This is a genomic window from Nocardia sp. NPDC050717 (assembly GCF_040654275.1).
Lineage (GTDB): Bacteria > Actinomycetota > Actinomycetes > Mycobacteriales > Mycobacteriaceae > Nocardia.
The window spans coordinates 65,292-85,861 of the sequence record NZ_JBFAHR010000020.1 but is presented as its reverse complement, the minus strand read 5'-3'; the positions used below and the strand labels follow the sequence as shown (position 1 = coordinate 85,861).

Annotated in this window: 23 protein-coding genes; 12 read left to right on the top strand and 11 right to left on the bottom strand. The window is 70.2% G+C overall.

The window, feature by feature from the left end:
* Positions 1-35 precede the first annotated feature (35 nt).
* The 5 genes from AB0H56_RS28915 to AB0H56_RS28895 all read left to right on the top strand — a co-directional run bounded on the left by AB0H56_RS28915 (position 36) and on the right by AB0H56_RS28895 (position 5,582).
* The gene (locus tag AB0H56_RS28915; protein ID WP_357168999.1) at positions 36-1,340 is read left to right on the top strand and encodes a helix-turn-helix domain-containing protein; all 1,305 of its coding nucleotides are present in this window, start codon (positions 36-38) and stop codon (positions 1,338-1,340) included.
* A gap of 127 nt (positions 1,341-1,467) precedes the next feature.
* Complete coding sequence (locus AB0H56_RS28910) at positions 1,468-2,382, top strand: ACP S-malonyltransferase (RefSeq protein WP_357168977.1); 915 nt, start codon at positions 1,468-1,470, stop codon at positions 2,380-2,382.
* A gap of 81 nt (positions 2,383-2,463) precedes the next feature.
* On the top strand, positions 2,464-2,763 hold the full coding sequence (acpM, locus tag AB0H56_RS28905; protein ID WP_019046010.1) for a meromycolate extension acyl carrier protein AcpM: 300 nt from the start codon (positions 2,464-2,466) through the stop codon (positions 2,761-2,763).
* 10 nt (positions 2,764-2,773) lie between these two features.
* Positions 2,774-4,024, top strand: coding sequence for a KasA/KasB family beta-ketoacyl-ACP synthase (locus AB0H56_RS28900; RefSeq protein WP_019046011.1), 1,251 nt, complete (start codon positions 2,774-2,776; stop codon positions 4,022-4,024).
* A gap of 127 nt (positions 4,025-4,151) precedes the next feature.
* The gene (locus AB0H56_RS28895) at positions 4,152-5,582 is read left to right on the top strand and encodes a carboxyl transferase domain-containing protein (RefSeq protein ID WP_110040244.1); all 1,431 of its coding nucleotides are present in this window, start codon (positions 4,152-4,154) and stop codon (positions 5,580-5,582) included.
* Here the strand turns inward: AB0H56_RS28895 and AB0H56_RS28890 are convergent.
* Positions 5,518-6,060, bottom strand: coding sequence for a DUF4279 domain-containing protein (locus AB0H56_RS28890; protein WP_357168974.1), 543 nt, complete (start codon positions 6,058-6,060; stop codon positions 5,518-5,520). The genes AB0H56_RS28895 and AB0H56_RS28890 overlap by 65 nt on opposite strands.
* Positions 6,061-6,160: 100 nt before the next feature.
* Between AB0H56_RS28890 and AB0H56_RS28885 the strand changes: the two genes are divergently transcribed.
* On the top strand, positions 6,161-6,526 hold the full coding sequence (locus AB0H56_RS28885; RefSeq protein ID WP_357168972.1) for a hypothetical protein: 366 nt from the start codon (positions 6,161-6,163) through the stop codon (positions 6,524-6,526).
* Positions 6,527-6,545: 19 nt separating this feature from the next.
* On the opposite strand, the gene AB0H56_RS28880 is transcribed toward AB0H56_RS28885, so the two are convergent.
* A complete protein-coding gene (locus tag AB0H56_RS28880; RefSeq protein ID WP_280300768.1) occupies positions 6,546-6,914 on the bottom strand; it encodes a VOC family protein in 369 nt (122 codons plus the stop codon).
* A 63-nt stretch (positions 6,915-6,977) separates the two neighbouring features.
* Between AB0H56_RS28880 and AB0H56_RS28875 the strand changes: the two genes are divergently transcribed.
* Positions 6,978-7,421, top strand: coding sequence for a MarR family transcriptional regulator (locus AB0H56_RS28875; protein ID WP_357168970.1), 444 nt, complete (start codon positions 6,978-6,980; stop codon positions 7,419-7,421).
* A gap of 28 nt (positions 7,422-7,449) precedes the next feature.
* Positions 7,450-7,929: a helix-turn-helix domain-containing protein gene (locus AB0H56_RS28870; RefSeq protein ID WP_357168968.1), complete on the top strand. Its 480-nt coding sequence runs from the start codon at positions 7,450-7,452 to the stop codon at positions 7,927-7,929.
* A gap of 63 nt (positions 7,930-7,992) precedes the next feature.
* Here AB0H56_RS28870 and AB0H56_RS28865 read toward each other — a convergent pair whose 3' ends face one another.
* Complete coding sequence (locus AB0H56_RS28865) at positions 7,993-8,688, bottom strand: nitroreductase (RefSeq protein ID WP_357168966.1); 696 nt, start codon at positions 8,686-8,688, stop codon at positions 7,993-7,995.
* Positions 8,689-8,807: 119 nt separating this feature from the next.
* Positions 8,808-10,643, bottom strand: coding sequence for a VWA domain-containing protein (locus AB0H56_RS28860; RefSeq protein WP_357168964.1), 1,836 nt, complete (start codon positions 10,641-10,643; stop codon positions 8,808-8,810).
* 211 nt (positions 10,644-10,854) lie between these two features.
* On the opposite strand from AB0H56_RS28860, the gene AB0H56_RS28855 reads away from it, so the two are divergent.
* The gene (locus AB0H56_RS28855) at positions 10,855-12,522 is read left to right on the top strand and encodes an N-6 DNA methylase (protein ID WP_357168962.1); all 1,668 of its coding nucleotides are present in this window, start codon (positions 10,855-10,857) and stop codon (positions 12,520-12,522) included.
* On the opposite strand, the gene AB0H56_RS28850 is transcribed toward AB0H56_RS28855, so the two are convergent.
* From AB0H56_RS28850 to AB0H56_RS28835, 4 genes are all read right to left on the bottom strand, one after another.
* Positions 12,516-13,139 carry a TetR/AcrR family transcriptional regulator gene (locus AB0H56_RS28850; protein WP_232997595.1) on the bottom strand — a complete coding sequence of 208 codons (624 nt, stop codon included), beginning with the start codon at positions 13,137-13,139 and terminating at the stop codon, positions 12,516-12,518. The genes AB0H56_RS28855 and AB0H56_RS28850 overlap by 7 nt on opposite strands.
* A 7-nt stretch (positions 13,140-13,146) precedes the next feature.
* Positions 13,147-13,335, bottom strand: coding sequence for a hypothetical protein (locus tag AB0H56_RS28845; RefSeq protein ID WP_110040252.1), 189 nt, complete (start codon positions 13,333-13,335; stop codon positions 13,147-13,149).
* A gap of 115 nt (positions 13,336-13,450) precedes the next feature.
* Positions 13,451-13,966: a gamma carbonic anhydrase family protein gene (locus AB0H56_RS28840; protein ID WP_280343920.1), complete on the bottom strand. Its 516-nt coding sequence runs from the start codon at positions 13,964-13,966 to the stop codon at positions 13,451-13,453.
* Positions 13,967-13,974: 8 nt separating this feature from the next.
* Positions 13,975-14,931, bottom strand: a complete 957-nt coding sequence (locus tag AB0H56_RS28835) for a helix-turn-helix domain-containing protein (protein ID WP_357168959.1) — start codon at positions 14,929-14,931, stop codon at positions 13,975-13,977.
* Between the two features lie 72 nt (positions 14,932-15,003).
* On the opposite strand from AB0H56_RS28835, the gene AB0H56_RS28830 reads away from it, so the two are divergent.
* Together AB0H56_RS28830 and ald are read left to right on the top strand one after the other, a co-directional pair.
* Positions 15,004-15,774, top strand: coding sequence for an MBL fold metallo-hydrolase (locus AB0H56_RS28830; protein ID WP_357168957.1), 771 nt, complete (start codon positions 15,004-15,006; stop codon positions 15,772-15,774).
* Positions 15,775-15,902: 128 nt separating this feature from the next.
* Positions 15,903-17,006: an alanine dehydrogenase gene (ald, locus tag AB0H56_RS28825; RefSeq protein WP_357168955.1), complete on the top strand. Its 1,104-nt coding sequence runs from the start codon at positions 15,903-15,905 to the stop codon at positions 17,004-17,006.
* A 4-nt stretch (positions 17,007-17,010) separates the two neighbouring features.
* Here the strand turns inward: ald and sigJ are convergent, their stop codons facing one another.
* Complete coding sequence (gene sigJ, locus AB0H56_RS28820; protein ID WP_357168953.1) at positions 17,011-17,949, bottom strand: RNA polymerase sigma factor SigJ; 939 nt, start codon at positions 17,947-17,949, stop codon at positions 17,011-17,013.
* Between the two features lie 251 nt (positions 17,950-18,200).
* Here sigJ and AB0H56_RS28815 point away from each other — a divergent pair, with 251 nt between their 5' ends.
* Positions 18,201-19,124, top strand: a complete 924-nt coding sequence (locus AB0H56_RS28815) for a cobalamin biosynthesis protein (protein WP_357168996.1) — start codon at positions 18,201-18,203, stop codon at positions 19,122-19,124.
* Positions 19,125-19,200: 76 nt separating this feature from the next.
* Here the strand turns inward: AB0H56_RS28815 and AB0H56_RS28810 are convergent, their stop codons facing one another.
* Positions 19,201-20,067 carry an SURF1 family cytochrome oxidase biogenesis protein gene (locus AB0H56_RS28810; protein ID WP_357168993.1) on the bottom strand — a complete coding sequence of 289 codons (867 nt, stop codon included), beginning with the start codon at positions 20,065-20,067 and terminating at the stop codon, positions 19,201-19,203.
* Positions 20,067-20,570, bottom strand: coding sequence for a low molecular weight protein-tyrosine-phosphatase (locus tag AB0H56_RS28805; protein WP_357168951.1), 504 nt, complete (start codon positions 20,568-20,570; stop codon positions 20,067-20,069). The genes AB0H56_RS28810 and AB0H56_RS28805 overlap by 1 nt, the downstream gene beginning before the upstream one ends.

Below are 20,570 nucleotides of genomic sequence, written 5' to 3'. Positions count from 1 at the left end.
GGACTGTGGAGCGCAAACCGCCGCGGCCCCGTCGGATCACCGAGGGCACCAGCGAACACGAGGTCTATCTGCCGACCGGGGCACTGTCCCCGAATCGGCAGACTCGCGATCCGCTGCCCGACACGCTGCTCAAGCGGGTCAAGCAGTTCTCGGGCCGGCTGTCCACCGAGGCGGTGGGGTCGATGCAGGATCGGCTGCCGTTCTTCGCCGATCTGGACGCCGCGCAGCGTGCGGGCGTGCAGATGCTGGTGCAGACGGCGGTCGTGAACTTCCTGGAGTGGTTGCAGGATCCCGACTCCGACATCCGCTTCAGTCTGGACGCGTTCCAGGTGATCCCGCAGGATCTGGCGCGGCGGCTCACGCTGCGCCAGACCGTGGACATGGTGCGGGTGGCCATGGACTTCTTCGAGCAGTGGCTGCCCGCGCTGGCGCGCAACGACCGTCAACTGGTGGCGCTCACCGAGGCGGTGCTGCGATACGGGCGTGAGCTCGGTTTCGCGGCCGCCTCGGTGTACGCCAGCGCGGCCGAGTCGCGCGGCGCGTGGGACACCCGGCTGGAGGCGCTGGTGGTCGACGCGGTGGTCCGCGGCGACACCGGTCCCGACATGCTGTCGCGGGCGGCCACGTTGAACTGGGACGCCACCGCGCCCGCCACCGTGCTCGTCGGGACCCCGCCCGCCGATCAGGGCGTCTCCACGGTCGGCGCCGTGCACACGATCGCGACCAGGCACGGCAGGGCCGCGCTGGCGGTCGTGCAGGGCGCCCGGCTGGTGATGGTGGTCAGCGGACACCTCGGCGGGGAGGCCGGGATCGCCTCGCCGTTCCTGACGGATCTGCTGGCCGACGTGTTCTCCGACGGCCCGGTGGTGATCGGCCCGACCATGCGCACCCTCGGCGCCGCGCACGCCAGCGCGATCGAGGCGCTGGCCGGCATGGAGGCCGTCGTGGGCTGGCGCGGCGCGCCAAGGCCCGTTCACGCGTCGGAATTGCTGCCCGAACGCGCTCTGCTGGGCGATAGAGCTGCGATAGAGGCGCTGAACGAGTATCTTGTGCTCCCGTTGGCTGCTGCCGGATCTTCGTTATCCGACACACTCGACGCCTACCTGGATTGTGGCGGAGCAGTAGAAACATGCGCGCGTCAGCTGTACGTCCATCCAAATACCGTTCGGTACCGACTCAAACGAATCGGTGAGATCACCGGACGTGATCCGATGAATCCCCGAGACGCTTATGTGCTCCGGATCGCGGCGACAGTGGGTCGTTTGACACGAACCCATAACGAATCGTCACCCCCCGTCACAGAAACCCCGCCTTCCCCAGTGGGCTTCGAGCCCCTGTAACGAGATCGGGGAATCGGTCGATCGGGACACCCCACCTCGGATTTTGTGGGACCCCTACAAAACGCGTCCGCAAGCTTCATTCGCGCCGACATCTCTTGCGGCGGGGGTCACAGTGTTTTCTTAGGGAGTGATCGCGTTGTTCACCCCTGGACAGGGGTCCCAGACACCCGGCATGCTCGCGCCCTGGCTCGCCCTTCCCGGTGCGACCGACCGCCTCGAGCTGTGGTCGAAGGCCGCCGGCCTCGACCTGGTCCGTCTCGGTACCACCGCGACGGCCGAGGAGATCGTCGATACCGCGGTGACCCAGCCGCTCGTCGTCGCCGCCGCCCTGCTGGCGTTCGCCGAAATCGCCCCCGAGACGATTCCGGCGGATACCATCGTCGCCGGACACTCGGTCGGCGAATTCGCCGCCGCCGCTGTCGCCGGCGTCATCACCGCCGACGAGGCGGTCAGCCTGGCCGCCATTCGCGGCCGGGAGATGGCCAAGGCCTGTGCGCTGCAGCCGACCGGCATGTCCGCGGTGCTCGGTGGTGACGAAGCCACCGTGCTCGCACGGCTCGCCGAACTCGATCTCGTCCCGGCCAACCGCAACGCGGTCGGCCAGATCGTGGCGGCGGGCAGCTTGGAAGCTCTGGCGGAGCTCGCCGCGAACCCGCCGGAGAAGGCACGGGTCCGCGCATTGCCCGTCGCCGGTGCGTTCCACACCGCTTTCATGGCCCCGGCCCAGGCTGCTGTCGCCGATGCCATCGCTCAGATCTCGCCGAGCGACCCGATCCGGACGCTGCTGTCGAACTTCGACGGCAAGCCGGTCACCTCGGGCGCCGACGCGATCGACAAGCTCGCGGCTCAGGTCACCCGCCCCGTGCGCTGGGACCTGTGCACCGAGACCGTCCGCGCGGCGGGTGTGTCGGCCGTGGCCGAACTGCCTCCGGCGGGCACCCTCGTCGGAATCGCCAAACGGGAACTGAAGGGCACGCCGAATCTGGCGCTCAAGACCCCCGAAGACCTCCCCGCGTTGGCCGAGCTGACCATCTCCGGCTAGCTTTCCCCCCGGCGGTCGCGCACGACGAGGTGCGAGACCGTTTCAGACCCTACAAACGAGAACAAGAAGGGAGCCACCAAAGTGGCCGCTCTGACCCAGGAACAGATCGTCGAAGAACTCGGCAAGATCATCGAAGAGGTTACGGGTATCGAACCCTCCGAGGTGACCATCGAGAAGTCCTTCGTCGACGACCTGGACATCGACTCGCTGTCCATGGTCGAGATCGCTGTGCAGACCGAGGACAAGTACGGCGTCAAGATCCCCGACGAGGATCTCGCCAGCCTGAAGACCGTGGGTGACGCCGTCTCCTACATCCAGAAGCTCGAGGCGGAGAACTCCGACGCCGCCGCGGAGCTCAAGGCCAAGTTCGACGCCGAGTAGGGCTGAACCAGTGACCACTCCTTCCACCTTGAACGGGAATTTCCCCAACGTCGTCGTCACCAGCATGGCGGCGACCACGTCGATCGCGGGTGATGTCGATGCGACGTGGAAGGGACTCCTCAACGGTGAGAGCGGAATCGACGTTCTCGAGGATTCCTTCATCGAGGAATACGACCTGCCGGTGCGTATCGGCGGTCACCTGAAAGTCAGCCCCGACACCCTCCTGAGCCGGGTCGAGATCCGCCGCATGGCGTATGTCGAGCGCCTGGCGACCGTCCTCGGTCGCGAGGTGTGGAAGAACGCGGGCAGCCCGGAGGTCGACCCCGACCGCCTGGGCGTCGCGATCGGCACCGGCCTCGGTGGCGGCGACGCGCTGATCGACTCGGTCGACAAGCTGAAGAACGGTGGCTATCGCAAGATCTCGCCGCTGGCTGTTCAGATGGTCATGCCGAACGGTCCGTCGGCTGTCGTCGGGCTCGAGCTGAAGGCCAGGGCGGGAGTGGTCACTCCGGTCTCGGCGTGCTCGTCGGGTTCGGAAGCCATCGCCAACGCGTGGCGGATGATCGTGATGGGTGACGCCGACATGGTCGTCACCGGCGGTGTCGAGGGTTTCATCGACTCCGTGCCGATCGCGGCGTTCTCCATGATGCGGGCGATGAGCACGCGCAACGACGATCCCAAGGGTGCTTCGCGTCCGTTCGACAAGGATCGTGACGGCTTCGTCTTCGGCGAGGCCGGCGCGCTCATGACGATCGAGACCGAGGAGCACGCGAAGGCTCGCGGTGCCACCATCCACGCGCGCCTGCTCGGCGCCGGTATCACCTCCGACGGCTTCCACCTGGTGGCGCCGGATCCCGAGGGCACCGGTGCGGCCAGGGCGATGACCCGCGCGATGCAGACCGCCGGTCTGTCCAAGCAGGACATCACCCACATCAACGCCCACGCGACCGCGACCCCCATCGGCGACACCGCCGAGGCCAACGCGATCAACAAGGCTGTGGGCAACCACGCTTCGGTGTACGCGCCGAAGTCGGCGCTCGGCCACTCGATCGGCGCCGTCGGCGCGCTCGAGTCCGTGCTCACCGTGCTGGCCATCCGGGACGGGGTCGTCCCGCCGACGCTGAACCTGGACAACCAGGATCCGGAGATCGATCTCGATGTGGTGCACGGGCAGGCCCGGCACCAGGAAATCGAGTACGCGATCAACAACTCCTTCGGCTTCGGTGGGCACAATGTCGCGCTCGCCTTCGGTCGGGCCTAGCCGCGCCGATCGGAACAGCTCCACGATCCCCGGTGGGGTCGCCCAACTGAATGGGTCGGCCCCACCGGTGTTTTCGGTATACGAGCCGCGGCAGCGGCATGAATCTCAACGAAGGTAGGAGGATGCGATGACGATCATTGCTCCCGCGTTCAACGACGCGACGACCGATCCGCGTGACCCCCTCGGTCGGCTCCAGCGATTCTTCGATCCTGGTACCGTGCTGCCGCTGCACCCGCGTGACAAGTCCGGCGTCCTGGCCGCGATCGGCGAGGTCGACGGCGTTCGTACCGTGGCCTACTGCTCCGACGCGACCGTCATGGGCGGCGCGATGGGCGTGGCGGGCTGCAAGCACATCGTCGACGCGATCGACACCGCCATCGAATCGGGCATTCCCGTTGTCGGCCTGTGGCATTCCGGCGGGGCGCGCCTCGCCGAGGGGGTCGAGGCGCTGCACGCGGTGGGCCTGGTCTTCGAGGCGATGGTCCGCGCATCCGGTCTGGTGCCGCAGATCTCGGTGGTGCTCGGCTTCGCCGCCGGTGGCGCCGCCTACGGTCCCGCGCTCACCGACGTCGTCATCATGGCTCCCGAGGGCCGTGTCTTCGTCACCGGTCCGGACGTGGTGCGTTCGGTGACCGGCGAGAACGTCGACATGGAGACGCTCGGCGGGCCGACCACACACTTCAAGAAGTCCGGCGTGTGCCACATCGCCGCCGACGACGAGGCCGACGCGATGCACCGCGCCCGGCGCCTGGTGTCGATGTTCGCCGAGCAGGGCGAGTTCGACCTGGTCGCGGCCGAGCACGGCGACGTCGATCTCAAAGCGATGCTGCCGGAGTCGGCCAAGCGCGCCTACGACGTGAAGCCGATCATCCACGAGCTGCTCGACAACGTCGACGGGGAATCCTCGTTCGAGGAACTGCAGGGTGGTTACGCCCGCAGCATGGTCGTCGGTCTCGGCAGGCTCGGTGGGCGCACGGTCGGTGTGCTCGCCAACAATCCGCTGCGCCTGGGCGGCTGCCTGAACTCCGAAAGCGCTGAGAAGGCTTCGCGTTTCGTGCGCCTGTGCGACGCGTTCGGTATCCCGCTGGTGGTCGTCACCGATGTACCCGGCTACCTGCCCGGCGTCGGCCAGGAGCTCGAGGGCGTGGTGCGCCGCGGCGCGAAGCTGCTGCACGCCTTCGCCGAGGCCCGCGTCCCGCGCGTCACCCTGGTGACCCGCAAGATCTACGGCGGCGCCTACATCGCGATGAACGCCCGTGCGCTCGGCGCGACCGCCGTCTACGCCTGGCCCGGCTCCGAGGTCGCCGTGATGGGCGCCAAGGCCGCGGTCGGCATCCTGCACAAGAAGGCACTCGCCGCCGCGCCCGAGGACGAGCGCGAAGCCCTGCACGAGCGCCTCACCGCCGAACACGAGAAGATCGCGGGCGGCGTCGAACGCGCCGTCGCCATCGGCGTCGTCGACGAGGTCATCGACCCCGCCAAGACCCGCAGCATCATCGCCGCCGCCCTCGCCTCGGCCCCGGCCCGCAAGAGCCACCACAAGAACATCCCGCTCTGACCCGACGACCGACGGCCGCCGCGACCTCCTGGCAGTGCATCCAGCCACCACAGATCCGATCCGGCTCCCACAACGTATGCGCGGAGATCGGATGCGGGCACTGATCGGCGCCGGTCGCGACCAGAAATCGCAGAACACGGAGCGACAGGTGCCATCCCAGCGGTCGTGGCCAGTCCTGGCACTCGGTGAACGGCGTGCCGTCCGGTGCGCCGTGGACGCCGTCCGGGTCGCCGTAATGCCGGAGGACCTGCATCGAGGCGTGTACACCCGGCTCGCCCAGCAGTGAAGTCAGTTGGTGCCGAAACGGTTCCAGCCGGTCGACCAACTGCTCGAGCTGTTCATCGATGCTCTCGGAGCTGCGCCGCACGATCTTCCAGCGATGGCTGCGCGGAATACGGTGCTCCATGGACTTGCTACCCAGCACAGCAACCTCGTCGGGGTCGATCCTCAGCCGCTCGGTCATGGTGGAGGCGGCCATGGTGTCGCCGTACACGGCGAAGTAGCTGTAGCGAATTTCGGCCGGTGGGCGCGGTGTCGGTGGCGAAACTCGGGTGCGGTCCGGTGGGTTGGTGCGTAGTGTGGCCGCCGCAACGACGAGCGATGGGGGATCGGTGGTTCGGCGGAGTCCGCAGGAGAAGAAGGCGCTCAGTTACGCGAAGGATCGGCGTAACTGCTATGGCGAGAACGACAAGAGTTCGCGGAAGAACATTCCGCGTCGCAAGCGCATGCGGAATCGGGTCGATCGGCGGCGGGAAGGTCTCTTCGCCGGTGCTGTCGGGGTGGTGGACCTGGCCGCCGCCGAGCGGTGTGACGTCGAGCTGTTGGCGAAGGGGCCGGCGTCGCGCTGGCGGAAGCGGCCGGATGTGCCGCTGGGTGAGGTCGTGGAGTGGAAGCGGCAGCGCCGGGCTCGAAGGGCTGCCGTGTCGGCGAGCCGCCAGGCGTAGTGGCGGTCCTTCGGGTGGGTCAGGCGCGGTCGTGCAGGGTGATTCGGTAGCCGTCGGGGTCGGCGAAGGTGAAGGTGCGCCCGAAAGGGCCGTCGACGGGTGGGGTGACGATGGCGTGGCCGTCGGCGACCAGGGCGTCGTGGATGGCCTGGACGTCGGTGGCGTGCAACCAGATCGCGGCGCCGAGGCCGGGGTGGGCGGCGTCGGCGAGATCGGTCCCGGGGACGAGGTCGCGCAGTGCGAACGCGATCGGCTTCGTCTCGAAGACGACGGCGTGCGGCGGTCCGGCCGGTGAGCGGACGAGGCCGAGGTACTTCTCGTAGAACGCCCGCGAGGCGTCGAGGTCACGCGCCTGCAGCGAGAGGAAGTCGGGTCCGGTGACTGGCATGGTGTTGCTCCTCTGTTTCATGTCAGGTTTCTGACACACGCCACGCTATGTCAGAATACTGACATGAGTCAAGACGGTGTCGACCTGGAGACGTCGCTGGGCTATCTCCTCAAGGAGGTGTCGAGCGCGCTGCGCGTCGCCATGGAGGAGGTGCTGCGGCCACTCGGGATGAGCATCACGCACTACGCCTGCCTCGAACTGCTGGCGCAGCGGCCCGGCCTGTCCAATTCCGAGCTGGCGCGGGGCGCGTTCGTGACCCGGCAGACGATGAATGTGCTGCTCCAGGCTTTGGAACGCGACGGGTACGTGACCAGGCCCGCGGCCGCGCCGGTCGGCAAAGTGCTGCCCACGCGGCTCACGCCCCGGGGCAGGCGCAGCCTCGAGGAGGCGACCGCGGTGGTCCGGTCCGTCGAGCTCAGAATGGTCGCCGGGCTGAGCGAGGCCGAGCGGTCGGACGCGCTGCGGATCCTGCGGAGCATGATCCTGTCCCTGCGCGACAACGCCTAGCTCGCCGGGTCGCGCGCATAATGGCAGGGTGCGCTATGAGGAACTCGCCGATGTCCCGTGTTCGATCACGCGGCCGTTGGTGATCTTCGGGGATCGGTGGACCTTGCTGATCCTCAAATACTGCTTCACCGGGGTGCGGCGGTTCAACGCGTTCCAGAGTGCCCTCGGGATTTCCCGGAGCCGCCTCGGTGATCGGCTGGATCGCCTGATCGAGCACGGGATCTTGGAGAAGCGGCCCGCGCAAGACGGCGCCTACGAGGAGTACCGCCTCACCGAGAAGGGGCACGCGATCTACCCGATTCTCATGGCGATCCGCGACTGGGGCGATGCGTACATGGCCCCCGACGGCCCACCGGTCGAATACCGCCATCGCGGATGCACCGGCGAGGCTCATACGAGCCTGACCTGCGACACCTGCGACTCCCCCCTCACCGCCCGCGACATCACCCCCGAACCGGGCCCCGGCCTCACCTCGTCCCCGCGCTCGGCCCAGCCACTGGACACCTGATCGCCACGCTGTGGTGCGAGCATCGGCCGAGAACCGGCCTGCACCAGAGCGTGGTGATCTTGGTCAGCTGGTGTGCCAGGTGATCTGGTCGGTGAGGGGGGCTCGGGCGGTGCGGAAGGCGTTGACGGGGTGGTCGAGGTCGGGGTAGCCGAAGGAGACGCCGAAGACGACCTTGCGGTGGTCGGGGAGGCCGAAGTATTCGCGCAGAAAAGGGGCGTAGGAGGCCAGGGCGGCCTGGGGGGCCGCGCCGAGGCCGAGCGCCTGGGCGCCGAGCAGGAAGCTCTCCAGCCAGAGGCCGCAGTCGACGGCGCCGTACACGCCGAGATCGGCTTCGGAGGTGACGATCGCGACGTGCGGCGCGTCGAAGAACTCGAAATTGCGCACCATTTGACGCATGGTCTTCTCGTGATCGCCCTTGGCGATCCCGACGCTGTCGTACAACTGGAACCCGCACGCGCGCCTGCGGTCGCGATACACGCCCGCGTATTGCGCGGGGAACTCGAAATCCGGTGCGGTGCCGCTCGTCTGGATGTGGGCGAGCAGTTCCTTGCGGAGCCGGTCGGTGCCCTCGCCGCTGGTCACCACAAGCTGCCAGGGCTGGGTGTTGCACCACGACGGTGTGCGCTGGGCCAGGCTCAGCAGCTGTTCGATCGTCGCCCGGTCGACTTCGTCGGGCCGGAATTGCCGACAGGTCCACCGCTGGTCGGCCAGGCGCCGCAGGGCCGCGAAATCGTCGGTGTCGTGATCGGTCGGCGTCATCGCCCGGCTCCCTTGTACGCAGCGGAGAACTAGTCTCATTTTGAGACCAGGCTAACAGGTGGGCCGGAAACGCGAAACCCGCCCGCGGACACGAGAAGCGGGCGGGTTCCGGGGGTGGATCAGGCGCGGCGCCGGGCGAGTACCCAGAGCGCGGCGCCGATGCCGAACAGCGCGACCACGCCGACACCGATCCCGACGAGGGCCACCCACGGCGTGGACGAGCCGGAACCGTCCACGGCGACAGCCTTTTCGGTGCCCGGCTGCGCCTGCTCACCGAGCACGTCGGGACTACCGGTCACATAGGTCGGTCCCGGCTCGGGCGCACCAGCGACGGTGAGGTCGAGCGTGATCGGCGTCGGCGGCAGCGATGTCACGCCCGACGGCATGCCGACCTTGACCGCGAGGTAGTACCACCCGGCCACCGACTGCCGCTGGACGTCCCCGGAGTTCGCGTCGCGGTTGGCGTAGCGGATCGGCACGGTCGCGCCCGCGAGTTCGGCGTCCTGCCGTCCGGTGTAGGCGGTCGTGTCCTCGTGGAGTTGGCCGCCGAGAGGGGAGTACAGGGTCGTGGTGATGTTCGTGGCGGTGGTGTATCCGGCACCGCCCGTTTCGGCGAACCGCACCCGATAGGCCAGCCCCTGCCCCCAGTCCAGGCGCACCTTGTAGAAGACGTACTCGCCGTTCTGGATCGTGTCCGTGTACTCGCCGCTGCCGTCGAGTGGCGTGGCGACGGTGAACGAACCGCCGCCGCTGACCGGCTCGGCCGGGCCCGCCGGATCGGCGAACTCGATCTTCGCGGTGACCGGGTTCGGACCGGGATCGGTGACGCCAGGTTCGATGCCGACCAGCAGTTCCACCGGTAGTCGGGCGGGCATGCCGTCGGGGGCCACGTCCCAATGCAGCTCGTAGTAGTAGCGGCCGCCGCCCTTGCAGGGGTCGGCACCATCGGCCGTCTCGGTGGCCCGCTCCAGCGTGTTGCTGATCGTGAAGGCGACGCCGTCGCCGCTGCGGCTCTCGAGCTCACGCTCCCTGAGGTTGCAGTAGGTGCCGTCGCGGCCGTAGACGCGCAGTTCCAGGACGGCCAGCCCGTCGGTGCCTGCGCCGGCGGCCGCGCGCGGGAACGAGACGATCCCGGTGAAGTACGCCGTCGCGCCTGCGGGCACGTCGACGGCGTAGAACCGCTTCTCGTGCTGCCCGATGGTGTCGAGGTACTGGCCCGGCTTCGCGACCGGGGCGGTCCCGTGTTCGGCGGTGCCGGTGATCGGGGTGCCGGTCGCCTGGTAGTTGCGCAGCGCCCCCGAACTGACCCTGGGCAGAATGCGTTCCAGCGCGGCGCCGTCGGCGGCGTCGCTGTAGGTGCCGCCGGTCGCCTGCGCCATGCAGGTGAGCTGGGCGCGGGCCTTCTCGTCGACGGCGAAACCGATCGAATGCACGACCAGATCCACGCCCCGCTGCTTCAGTTCCGCGGCGACCTCGCACGGGTCGGGCGGCGCGCAGGTGTCGTCACCGTCGGAGACGAGCACGATCGAGCGCGGGCCCTGCGCGGGCAGTGCCGCCGCGGCCTGCCGCAGCGCGGTGCCCATCGGGGTCCAGCCGCGGGCGGTGATCCCGTCCACAGCCGCGGTGAGCGCCGGCTTGTCGATCGTGTCCGGGTGCCGCAGCACCTGGACGTCGCGGCAGCCCGCGGCCTTGTCCCCCTCGTCGTTGCCGGTGCCGGTGCCGTAGGTGGTGAGCCCGACCGAGGACTCGGCGGGCGCCGACTCGACGAAGGCGCGCACCGCCCGCTTCGCGGCGTCCATCATGGTGCCGCCCTGATCGGGACGCTGCATGGACCCGGACGCGTCCAGGATGAGCATGGTCGGCGCGTACTGCGGGGTGTCCGCCTGTGCCACCGCGGGCAGCAGGGACAGTGCCGCGGCGGTCAGAACCGCCGTCAGCGTGGTGAATCTCGACATCGTCCTCGTCTTCGCCTACATCACACGATTGAAATCGGACCGACGTTACCGAGGGGCGGGAACGCCCTCCAGCGGAGTCGCAGTGGCGCAAACCACGGTTTGACAGCAGGAAGGAGATAGCCACTGCTCAATGGGGTTGTCGCCGACCTGGTCCGCGACCGTGCCTCGCGCCTGCGCCGCGTCGGCGAGGTCGCGGGGCAGAATCGAGCCCATGGCTTCGCATGCCCGCGACGCGCACGAGCGCAAACGGCACGGCAGGCATTACACACCGCCCGAGCTGGCGCGATTCCTGGCCCGCCGGGCGTTGCTGCACGCGCCGCACGGTGGTGAACTGCGGGTGCTCGATCCGGCGTGCGGGGACGGCGAACTCCTGCTGGCGGTGCACCGCGAGGCGCCACCGGGCGTCACGGTCCGGCTCACCGGCTATGACCTGGACCGGCGAGCGGTGGCCGAGACCGCCGCGCGCGCGGCCGCGGCGGGCATCGAGATCGACTGTCACTCCGGTGACTTCCTTGCCGCGTCGGCGCGCCTCGCCGACGGCTCGTTCGACCTGATCATCAGCAATCCGCCGTATGTGCGCACCCAGCAGCTCGGCGGCTCGACCGCGCAGCTGCTGAGCAAACGGTTCGGTCTGCGCGGGCGGATCGATCTCACCCACCCGTTCGTCGCGGTCGCGCCGCGGCTGCTCGCGGCGCGGGGCGTGCTCGGATTGCTGTGCGCCAACCGGTTTCTCACCACGCGCGCGGGCGCCAATCTGCGCCGGATCCTGACCGCGGACCTGCACCCGGCCGAACTCTACGACCTCGGCGACACCAAGCTCTTCGCCGCGGCGGTGCTGCCCGCCATCACGATCGCCACCCGCGCCCCGGCGCACGAGGCCTGCCGCTACGTCTCGGTCTACGAGGAGCCCGGTGCCGAACCGGATTGCGCCACGGACCTTTTCGACGCGCTCACCGGCGAGAGGGCCTGCCTGGTCGGGGCCGGTGGCCGGGTCTTCGCCGTCGAGGTCGGCGTGCTGTCCACCGGTGCCGAGGAGCCGCGGCGGCAGGAGCGGGCGGTGGAGGCCGCGTGGCGCATGTCCAGGCCTGCCGTCGACCGCTGGCTCGACCGGATCGGCGAGCGCACCTGGCGCACCTTCGGTGACACCGCGCGGATCCGGGTGGGCATCAAGACGACCGCGGATCGGGTGTTCATCTCGGATCGGTGGGAGCAGATGGACCCCACCCCGGAACCGGAACTGCTGCGCGAGCTGATCACGCACCATGATCTGCAACCGTGGCGGATCGGCCGGGAGCGAGGGACGAAGGTGCTGTACCCGTACGACCTCCTGCAACCGCGCCGCACGCCGATCGATCTCGCCGAATTCCCCGGTGCGGCGGAGTATCTGCGCTCGCACGAGCAGGTGCTCGCCGGCCGCCGGTACGTCCTCGACGGTGGCCGGAAATGGTTCGAGATCTGGGTGCCGCAGCGTCCGCACCTGTGGGGTGCGCCGAAACTGGTGTTCCCCGACATCAGCGAACGGCCGCGCTTCGCCCTCGACCGGTCGGGTGCGGTGGTCAACGGGGACTGCTACTGGATCTCGCTCACCGATCTCGGCGTCGACGCACAGGCCACCGAGCTGGCGTATCTACTGATGGGCGTGGCGAATTCGGCGTTGGGGCTGCGGTTCTACGACGCGGTGTGCGGCAACCGCCTCTACTCGGGACGGCGGCGCTGGATCACCCAGTACGTGGCGCGCCTGCCCCTGCCCGACCCCGCGCGACCCGCCTCGGCGGCGATCGTCGAGCGGGTCAGGGCGGTGGTGGAAGACGACGTGCCCGTGGCGCGGGCAGGCATCGACGAGGCGGTGGCCGCCGCCTTCGGCGTGCCCGCTCAGTGAGCGCGGTGGATCCCGACCATCGGCAGCAGCGTGCGGCGGGCGAACTCGCGACCGGCCTCGGCGTCGTCGAGCGGGATGAGACCGTCGGGAGTGAGCGCCAGCGACAGCGCGAGCCTGGCCATGATCTCGGCGACCAGGTCGGGATCGAACTCCGGCACCGGCGCGGTGGCCTGCAGCTCGCGTAGCTTGTCGGCGAGATAGCCGCGCCCGACCGCCAGGATGGGGCCCGCCTCGGTGGTCAGGCGCGGCAGGATGATCTCCGGTTCGGTGCCGAGCAACCGGCGCAGCAGTTCGTTGCCCGCGATGGTCGTCACGAACGCCACGAAGATCTCGACCAGCTGCTCGCCGGGCTCGGTGACCGCGCTGACCCGGGCGTCGATCTCGGCGACGTAGCGTTGCGCCTCGCGCACGCCGACCGCCTCGACCAGGTCGTTCTTGGATTCGAAGCGGCGATACAGGGTGGCCGGGCTGATGCCGGCGCGCCGGGCGATCTCACCCATGCTGGTGCGCTTGATGCCGAAATCGAGAAACGCCGACAGCGCGCTGTCGAGCAGCTTCTCCCCGTCGGTGACGGGCTTTTCCAGGATCCGCGCGAGGATGGACGAGACGGTGGGCATCGCCCCATTATCCCTGTGGCGACAAATCCAGCGCGGCCATCTCCCGCTCGATCGCGTTGGCAGCGAAGTCGGCGCCGCGGGAACGTAATTCGTGGACCCGGCACTGCAGTGCCTCGATTCCGCCTGGCTGGGCGGCGATATCGGCGACGCTGAGCCGCCGCTCCGCCAGGTGCACACCGGTCTGCCTGTATGCCACCGTGAAACCTCCTGCCTCGCGTACCCGGTGCCGGCCGCCGAACTCCTGGCCGGACGCGATACGCAGGGCAAATGCTATCAGGTTTCCCTAATGGTCACTTGATCAGTGTGACGTCTCACAAGATCTCGGCCGTGCGGTGTGCCGCGAGATTGTGGACATAGACGGCGGCGTTGAGCTTGATCCCGTCCTGCTGCGCTTCGGTCAGCTCCTTGCGCACCTTGCCGGGCACGCCCGCCACCAGCGAGCCGGGCGGAATCTGGGCACCCTCGGGGATCAGGGCATTGGCCGCGATCAGGCTGCCCGCGCCGATCACCGCGCCGTTGAGCACGGTCGCGCCCATGCCGACGAGCACGTCGTCACCGATGGTGCAGCCGTGCAGAATCGCGTTGTGGCCCACCGAGACTCCGCTGCCGACGGTGAGCGGGAAACCGGGGTCGGCGTGCAGCACACAGCCGTCCTGGATATTGGTGCGGGCGCCGAGGACGATCTCCTCGAGATCGCCGCGCAGCACCGCCGAATACCAGATGCCGACCTCCTCGGCCAGGCGCACCCGCCCGATGACGGTCGCGTTCGGCGCGATCCATGCGGTCTCGTCGATCTCCGGAGCGAACCCGGCCACCTTGATGATCATGGTCGCGATTATCGCGCTGTCCCGCGGAACTGGGCACGGTGGGCCGCCGGAGAGGTGCCGAGCGCGCGATGGAAGTGGTGGCGCAGGTTCACCGCGCTGCCGAAACCGGTGTCGCGGGCGATCCGGTCGACGGTGTCGTCGGTGGACTCGAGCAGCAGCCGGGCGTGGTCGGTGCGCTGACGCAACAGCCAGCGCTGCGGGCTCGTGCCGGTGCGCTCACGGAAGCGGCGGGTGAAGGTGCGTCGCGACATGAACGCCGCCCGTGACCAGGCATCGAGGTCGATGGCCGTGCCGAGGCGGCCGCGCGCCCAGACCATGGCGTGCTCGATCGGGTCGTCGGTGTCGTCGTCGATCGGGTCGATCGGGATGAACTGGGCCTGGGAGCCGGGCCGGTGCGGCGCGGTGACCAGCGCGCGGGCCAGTTCGGTGGTGGCGCGGGCGCCGATGTCGCCGCGGACGATGTGCAGGCAGCAGTCCAGCGCTGCGGCCACGCCCGCGGAGGTGATCACATCACCGAGGTCGGTCCACAGCACGTCGGCGCGCACCCGCACCTGCGGGTAGGCGGTGGCCATCGCCGTCGCGGCGGCCCAGTGCGTGGTCACCTCGCGACCGTCGGCCAGGCCGGTCGCCGCGATCGCCCAGGATCCCAGGCACAGGCCGACGAGCCGGGCGCCGCCGGCGTGGGCGGCGCGCACGGCCGCGGCGAGGGCGGGGGACAGGGGCTTGTCACGCTGCCAGCCGGGGAAGACCACCAGCTCCGCGTCGGCCACCACGTCCAGGCCGTGGTGCACGGTGATGTCGAAACCCGCGGCGGTGGACAGGGTTCCGGGTTGTTCGGCGCATACCCGCACGTCGTAGGGCAGGTCGCCGGCGACGCCGATCCCGGAGCGGCCGAAGACGAGGGTCGGCACCGACAGGTGGAAGGGGCTGATTCCGTCGAACGCGATGACGGCCACCGAACGCATGGCCCGATCTTAGCGATGCGCGGCCTGACGGCCACTCTCCGGTCGACGCCACGGTCGAGCAGAGTGGTCGGTATGACCGAAATCGTCACCAGCCCCGCCCTGTTGGACGCCGTGCACGTCGGCGGCCCGACCCTGCGGTTCCGCTACGCGGGCACGACCTGGCTCACCGACCCGACCTTCGACGAGCCCGGCGACTATCCGGGCCCGGTCACCCTGCACAAGCTCAGCGGACCCGCGGTGCCGATCGAGGCCGTCGGGCCGATCGATGTCGTGCTGCTCTCGCACGACCAGCACGCCGACAACCTCGATACGGCGGGTCGTGAACTGCTGGGCCGGGTCGACACGGTGCTCTCCACACCCGACGCCGCGGGGCGGATCGCGGGCGTGCGCGGGCTGCGGCCGTGGGAGAGCGTCACGCTCGGCGCCGTCGAGGTCGTCGCGGTACCCGCCCTGCACGGGCCGCAGGGGTGCGAACCGCTCAGCGGCATCGTCACCGGGTTCCTCCTGCGTGCCGCGGGGGAGCCGACCGTCTACGTCTCCGGGGACAACGCCTCGGTGGAGCTGGTCGAGCGGATCGTGGCGCGGATCGGGCGCATCGACGTCGCGGTGCTCAATATCGGCGCCGCCAATGTCGGCCGGTTCGGTGACAGCGATGTCACCTTGAACGCGCGCACCGCGGTGCTGGCCGCCGAAGCGCTCGGCGACGCGATCGTCGTCGCGGTGCACGCGGAGGGCTGGGCCCACTTCACCGAATCGCTGGACCATCTCGAACGCGCCTTCGGGTACGCCGGTCTCGCCGACCGGCTCCGGATTCCGGTGCGGGGCGAGGTGTTCGCCGTCTGAGCGCTCGACGGCGCTCATGCGCAAACCAGGACGGCCGAGGCGACCCGGCCAGTGCCCGCCGCGACACCGTGACAACACGCGATCGGTAACCGCCGGACTCCCGTCGGCGTGCGTCCTAAGCTGGGCGGATGACGGGAACAATCGGGGTACCTGCCGAGGTCAAACCGCAGGAGTTCCGGGTCGCGCTCACGCCGGCCGGTGCTTCCGAACTGGCCGCGCACGGACACCGGGTGCTCGTGCAGGCCGGGGCGGGCACCGGTTCGGGCTTCGGTGACGAGGACTACGTCGCCGCCGGTGCCACGATCGGCGCGGACGCCGAGCAGGTCTGGGCCGAGGCCGACCTGATCCTGAAGGTGAAAGAGCCCATCGCGCAGGAATACCCGCGGATGCGGCGCGACCAGGTGCTGTTCACCTATCTGCATCTGGCCGCGTCGAAGGAGTGCACCGACGCCATCCTGACGTCCGGCATCACCGCGATCGCCTACGAGACCGTGCGCGCCGCGGACGGCTCGCTGCCGCTGCTCGCGCCGATGAGTGAGGTCGCGGGCAAGCTCGGCACCCAGGTCGGCGCCTATCACCTGATGGCGCCGATGGGCGGCGAGGGCGTGTTGCTCGGCGGCGTGCCCGGGGTGCGCCCGGCCGATGTGGTGGTGCTCGGCGGTGGCGTGGCCGGGACCAACGCGGCGACGGTCGCGGTCGGCATGGGGGCGCGGGTGAGCGTGCTCGACACCAATCTGGCGCGGTTGCGCGAACTCGACGCCCGCTTCGCGGGCCGGGTGGGCACCCTCGCCTCGCACGCGCTGGAGATCGAGAAAGCCGTGCTCGCGGCGGATCTGGTGATCGGCTCGGTGCTGGTGCCGGGCGCCAAGGCGCCGAAACTGGTGTCCGACGAGCTCGTCGCCGGGATGCGCCCGGGGTCGGTGCTCGTCGACATCGCCGTCGACCAGGGCGGCTGCTTCGCCTCCACCCGGCCGACGACGCACGCCGATCCGACCTTCCCCGTGGCGAACTCGCTGTTCTACTGCGTGGCGAACATGCCGGGCGCGGTCCCGCACACCTCCACCGTGGCCCTCACCAACGCGACCCTGCCGTTCGCGCGGGCCATCGCCGACAAGGGCTGGCGCGGTGCGTGCACCGCCGATCCCGGCTTGGCCGCCGGGCTCACCGCGCACGACGGCAAACTCCTGTCGACCGAAGTCGCCGCCGCGCACGGATATTCGCTCACCGTCTGAGCGGTCAGTCGTTCCCGCCGAGGAACCAGTCCGGCACCCCTTCGGTCGGCAGGTCACGCAGCTTGTCGGGGTTGCGGACGACATTGATGGCCACGATGCGGCCCGCGTCGACCACGAACGAGAAGACGCCGATGTTGTGACCGTCGAACACCACGAGCCCCGGCGCCCCGTTGACCAGAACCGCGCGGCCCCATGCCTCGGCGGCCGACGGGCCGTGGTACCAGCCGAGCAGCGCCTTGGCGATGAGTTCGGCGCCGCGCAGCGGCTGCCGCACGGCGGGCACCTTGCCGCCACCGTCGGCGGTGAGCACCACGTTGGCGTCGAGCACGCCGAGCAGCGAGCTCAGGTCACCCGAACGCCAGGCCAGCGCGAAGGCCGAGACCACCTTCTCCTGCTCGTCCCGGGAGGCCGGGAAGCGGGGAGTGCCGGACTCGACGTGTTTGCGGGCGCGTGAGGCCAGCTGCCGCACCGCGGCCGGGGTGCGGCCGACCACCTCGGCGACCTCGGGACCGCTCATGCCGAACACGTCCTGCAGCACGAACGCCGTGCGTTCGGCGGGCGAGAGCGATTCCAGGACCACCAGCAGCGCTGTGGTGACCCGCTCGTCCTGGGAGACCCGGTCGGCCGGGTCGTCCCAGGCGGTGACCTCCGGCTCGGGCAGCCACTCGCCGACGTACTGTTCGCGGCGGGCGCGGGCCGAACCGAGGTGATCGAGGGCGAGGCGGCCGGTGACCGTGGACAGCCAGGCGCGCAGATTGTCGATCTCGGCGGCCTTGCCCGCCTCGTGGTGGCGTTGCAGCCGCAGCCACGCGTCCTGGACCACGTCCTCGGCGTCGCTGATGCTGCCCAGCGTGGAGTAGGCGAGCCGGCGCAGGTAGGGGCGGTGTTCCTCGAAGCGGCGGGCCAGTTCGGCCTGGTCGGAGTGCTGCGGTGCGTCGGTCATCGTGGTCGCCGTTCGGTCGTCGTGGCCCTGCTCGGGGGAGTGTAGAAAGTGCTTTGCAGAGAGGACGAACCAACCGGATGCGGTGTGACATTCCCGGTTCGCTCGCGCGCCGGCGGTCGGCGGAATCGGGTCGCCGGACCGCGCCGGTTGTGCTCCAGGCTGGCCGCCCGGACTTGGGGGTATGCCGGAAAGCCGCGTCCTGTGGGCGGGCTCGTGGGTGTCGGCGGGGCCGTTAGGGTTTACTCGTGCGGGTGCAGAGGGTGAATTCGACGGCGGTGGGTCTCGTTCTCGGGTTCGCGCTCGACCGGGTGTTCGCCGATCCGCGCCGGTTCCATCCGGTGGCCGGATTCGGCTCGGCGGCAACGGCATTGGAGCGCTCGACCTACGCCGACGACCGGCGGGCCGGCGCGCTGCACGAGGTGGTGGCGGTCGGGTCGGTGCTCGGCATCGGTGTGCTGGCCGCCCGCGGCGGGGCGCTCGCGACCGCCCTGGCGACCTGGACGGCGCTGGGTGGTCGCTCCCTGACCCGTGCCGGGCAGGCGATGGCCGACCGGCTCGACGCCGGCGACCTCGCCGGTGCCCGCGAGCTGCTGCCCTCGCTGTGCGGCCGCGACCCCTCGGTGCTCGACGCCGACGGACTGGCCAGGGCCGCCCTGGAATCCCTCGCCGAGAACACCTCCGACGCCACCGTCGCGCCGCTGCTGTGGGGCGCCGTCGCCGGGGTGCCCGGCGTGCTCGGCTACCGGGCCGTGAACACCCTCGACGCGATGATCGGCTACCGCAACGAGCGCTACCAGAACTTCGGCTGGGCCGCCGCCCGCACGGACGATCTCGCCAACCTGGCGCCCGCCCGCCTCACCGGGATCCTCACCGTCGCGCTGGCGCCGCTGGTGGGTGGCACGCCGGCCGCGTCATGGCGGGCCTGGCGCCGCGACGCGGCCAGGCATCCCAGTCCGAACGCCGGTGTGGTCGAGGCCGCGATGGCAGGCGCGCTCGGCGTCCGCCTCGGCGGCCGCACCCAGTACCGCCACGGCGCCGAACTACGGCCGACCCTGGGCGACGGCCCCCCACCGACCACCGCCGATCTCCGCCGCGCGGTGCGCATGTCGGACGCGGTGCAGGTCGGGGCGCTGGTGGTGTCGGCGCTCGTCGCTGGAGTTTTGCGGCGCCGCTAGGACGGAGTGTTCGGGCCGGTCCGGGTGGGAGTGCTGCGGCGCCGCTGGGATCGGGTGTTCGGGCTGGTCGGCCGCGTCAGCGGTTGCGGCCGTAGCGGTCGGCGAGACGGGCTTCCGTGGTCGGCGGCGCGGGGGTTTCGGGCAACGAGGCGGACTCCGGCGCGGCCGGTGCGGCGGACTCGGCGCGGTCGCGGCGGCGGGCGCGGAGTTCGGCGACGACGAAATAGCCCAGGCCGAGCGGGGCCATGATGCCGAAGGCCAGCCACTGCAGGCCGTAGGAGAGATAGGGGCCCGCGTCCAGCTGGGGGAGCGGGACCGGGGTGAACGCGCCGGGCTGGCCCTCGGCGAGCTGGAGGTAGCCGCCCTTGTCGGTGCCGGTGGGGATGGGGGTGAGCGCGGTGCCGAGGACACTGGCTTCCTGGCCGGTGTCGACCGTGTACACCTGCCGATAGCCGTCCTGGGTGCTCGGCGGCTTGTCGGCCACCACACCCTCGGACGCCCGGACCCGGGCCTCCAGCCGCTGGGTGCCCGCGGGCGGGGCGTCGATCGCGGGCGGCCGAGTGCCGTCGACGGCGGCGACCAGGCCGCGGTCGACCAGCAGTGTGCGGCCGTCGTCGAGCCGGAACGCGGCGAGGACCGCGTACCCGGGGGCACCGTCGAGGTGGCGCAGGCGCACCAGCACCGTCGAATCCGGCACATAGGAGCCGGTGGCGGTGACCTTGCGCCACTCGGTGTGCGCGGCCGGGTCGCCGTCGATGATGCCGGTGACGTCCACCGGATCGGCCCGCACCGAGTCGGCGATGAGCTGGTTGCGATGCTCGGTGCTGGTGTTCTTGCCCAGCTGCCACGGCGCGAGCACGGTGAAGCACAGGTACGCGAACGCCGCGACGATCACCGCGAGGATGAGCCAGCTCGGGCGCAGCAGGAAGGCGAGTTTGCGGATCATCGGCCCGCGTCGGCGGTGGCGCGGGCGTCGAGCGCGGCGCGTACCCAGTCCAGGAGGCCGGGGATGGCGGCCTCGATCTGATCGCGGACCAGGTCGAAATCGGACTGGTCGCCGTAGTAGGGGTCGGGGACGTCGCGGCCGTCGGCGGCGGGGTCGAAGCTGCGCAGCAGCCTGCGCCGATCGCTCGACACGCCGCGCTGGGCCAGCTCCCGGTCATGGCCGCTGTCCAGAACCACGATCAGGTCGGCGTCGCGATGCTCGGGACCGAAGGTCGCCGCGATGTGCTCGGTGGAGTATCCCGCCCGCCGCAGCGTCGCCTCGGTCCGCGGATCGGCGGGAGCGCCCACGTGCCACGAGCCGGTGCCCGCGCTGGTGACACGCACCCGATTGGCGAGACCGGCACGGTACAGATGCGCCTCGAACATCTTCGCCGCCATCGGCGAGCGACAGATGTTGCCGGTGCACACGAAGCTCACATGAACTGGACCCACGGCTGCCAT

What these genes read in the sequence shown, in the direction of transcription:
- sigJ (WP_357168953.1), bottom strand. Translation starts at nt 17,949, where the DNA reads ATGACCGACGCACCGCAGCACTCCGACCAGGCCGAACTGGCCCGCCGC.
- AB0H56_RS28880 (WP_280300768.1), bottom strand. Translation starts at nt 6,914, where the DNA reads ATGCCAGTCACCGGACCCGACTTCCTCTCGCTGCAGGCGCGTGACCTC.
- AB0H56_RS28840 (WP_280343920.1), bottom strand. Translation starts at nt 13,966, where the DNA reads ATGATCATCAAGGTGGCCGGGTTCGCTCCGGAGATCGACGAGACCGCA.
- AB0H56_RS28830 (WP_357168957.1), top strand. Translation starts at nt 15,004, where the DNA reads ATGACCGAAATCGTCACCAGCCCCGCCCTGTTGGACGCCGTGCACGTC.
- AB0H56_RS28835 (WP_357168959.1), bottom strand. Translation starts at nt 14,931, where the DNA reads ATGCGTTCGGTGGCCGTCATCGCGTTCGACGGAATCAGCCCCTTCCAC.
- AB0H56_RS28875 (WP_357168970.1), top strand. Translation starts at nt 6,978, where the DNA reads ATGAGTCAAGACGGTGTCGACCTGGAGACGTCGCTGGGCTATCTCCTC.
- AB0H56_RS28855 (WP_357168962.1), top strand. Translation starts at nt 10,855, where the DNA reads ATGGCTTCGCATGCCCGCGACGCGCACGAGCGCAAACGGCACGGCAGG.
- ald (WP_357168955.1), top strand. Translation starts at nt 15,903, where the DNA reads ATGACGGGAACAATCGGGGTACCTGCCGAGGTCAAACCGCAGGAGTTC.
- AB0H56_RS28895 (WP_110040244.1), top strand. Translation starts at nt 4,152, where the DNA reads ATGACGATCATTGCTCCCGCGTTCAACGACGCGACGACCGATCCGCGT.
- AB0H56_RS28865 (WP_357168966.1), bottom strand. Translation starts at nt 8,688, where the DNA reads ATGACGCCGACCGATCACGACACCGACGATTTCGCGGCCCTGCGGCGC.
- AB0H56_RS28850 (WP_232997595.1), bottom strand. Translation starts at nt 13,139, where the DNA reads ATGCCCACCGTCTCGTCCATCCTCGCGCGGATCCTGGAAAAGCCCGTC.
- AB0H56_RS28890 (WP_357168974.1), bottom strand. Translation starts at nt 6,060, where the DNA reads ATGGCCGCCTCCACCATGACCGAGCGGCTGAGGATCGACCCCGACGAG.
- AB0H56_RS28805 (WP_357168951.1), bottom strand. Translation starts at nt 20,570, where the DNA reads ATGGCAGCCGTGGGTCCAGTTCATGTGAGCTTCGTGTGCACCGGCAAC.
- AB0H56_RS28860 (WP_357168964.1), bottom strand. Translation starts at nt 10,643, where the DNA reads ATGTCGAGATTCACCACGCTGACGGCGGTTCTGACCGCCGCGGCACTG.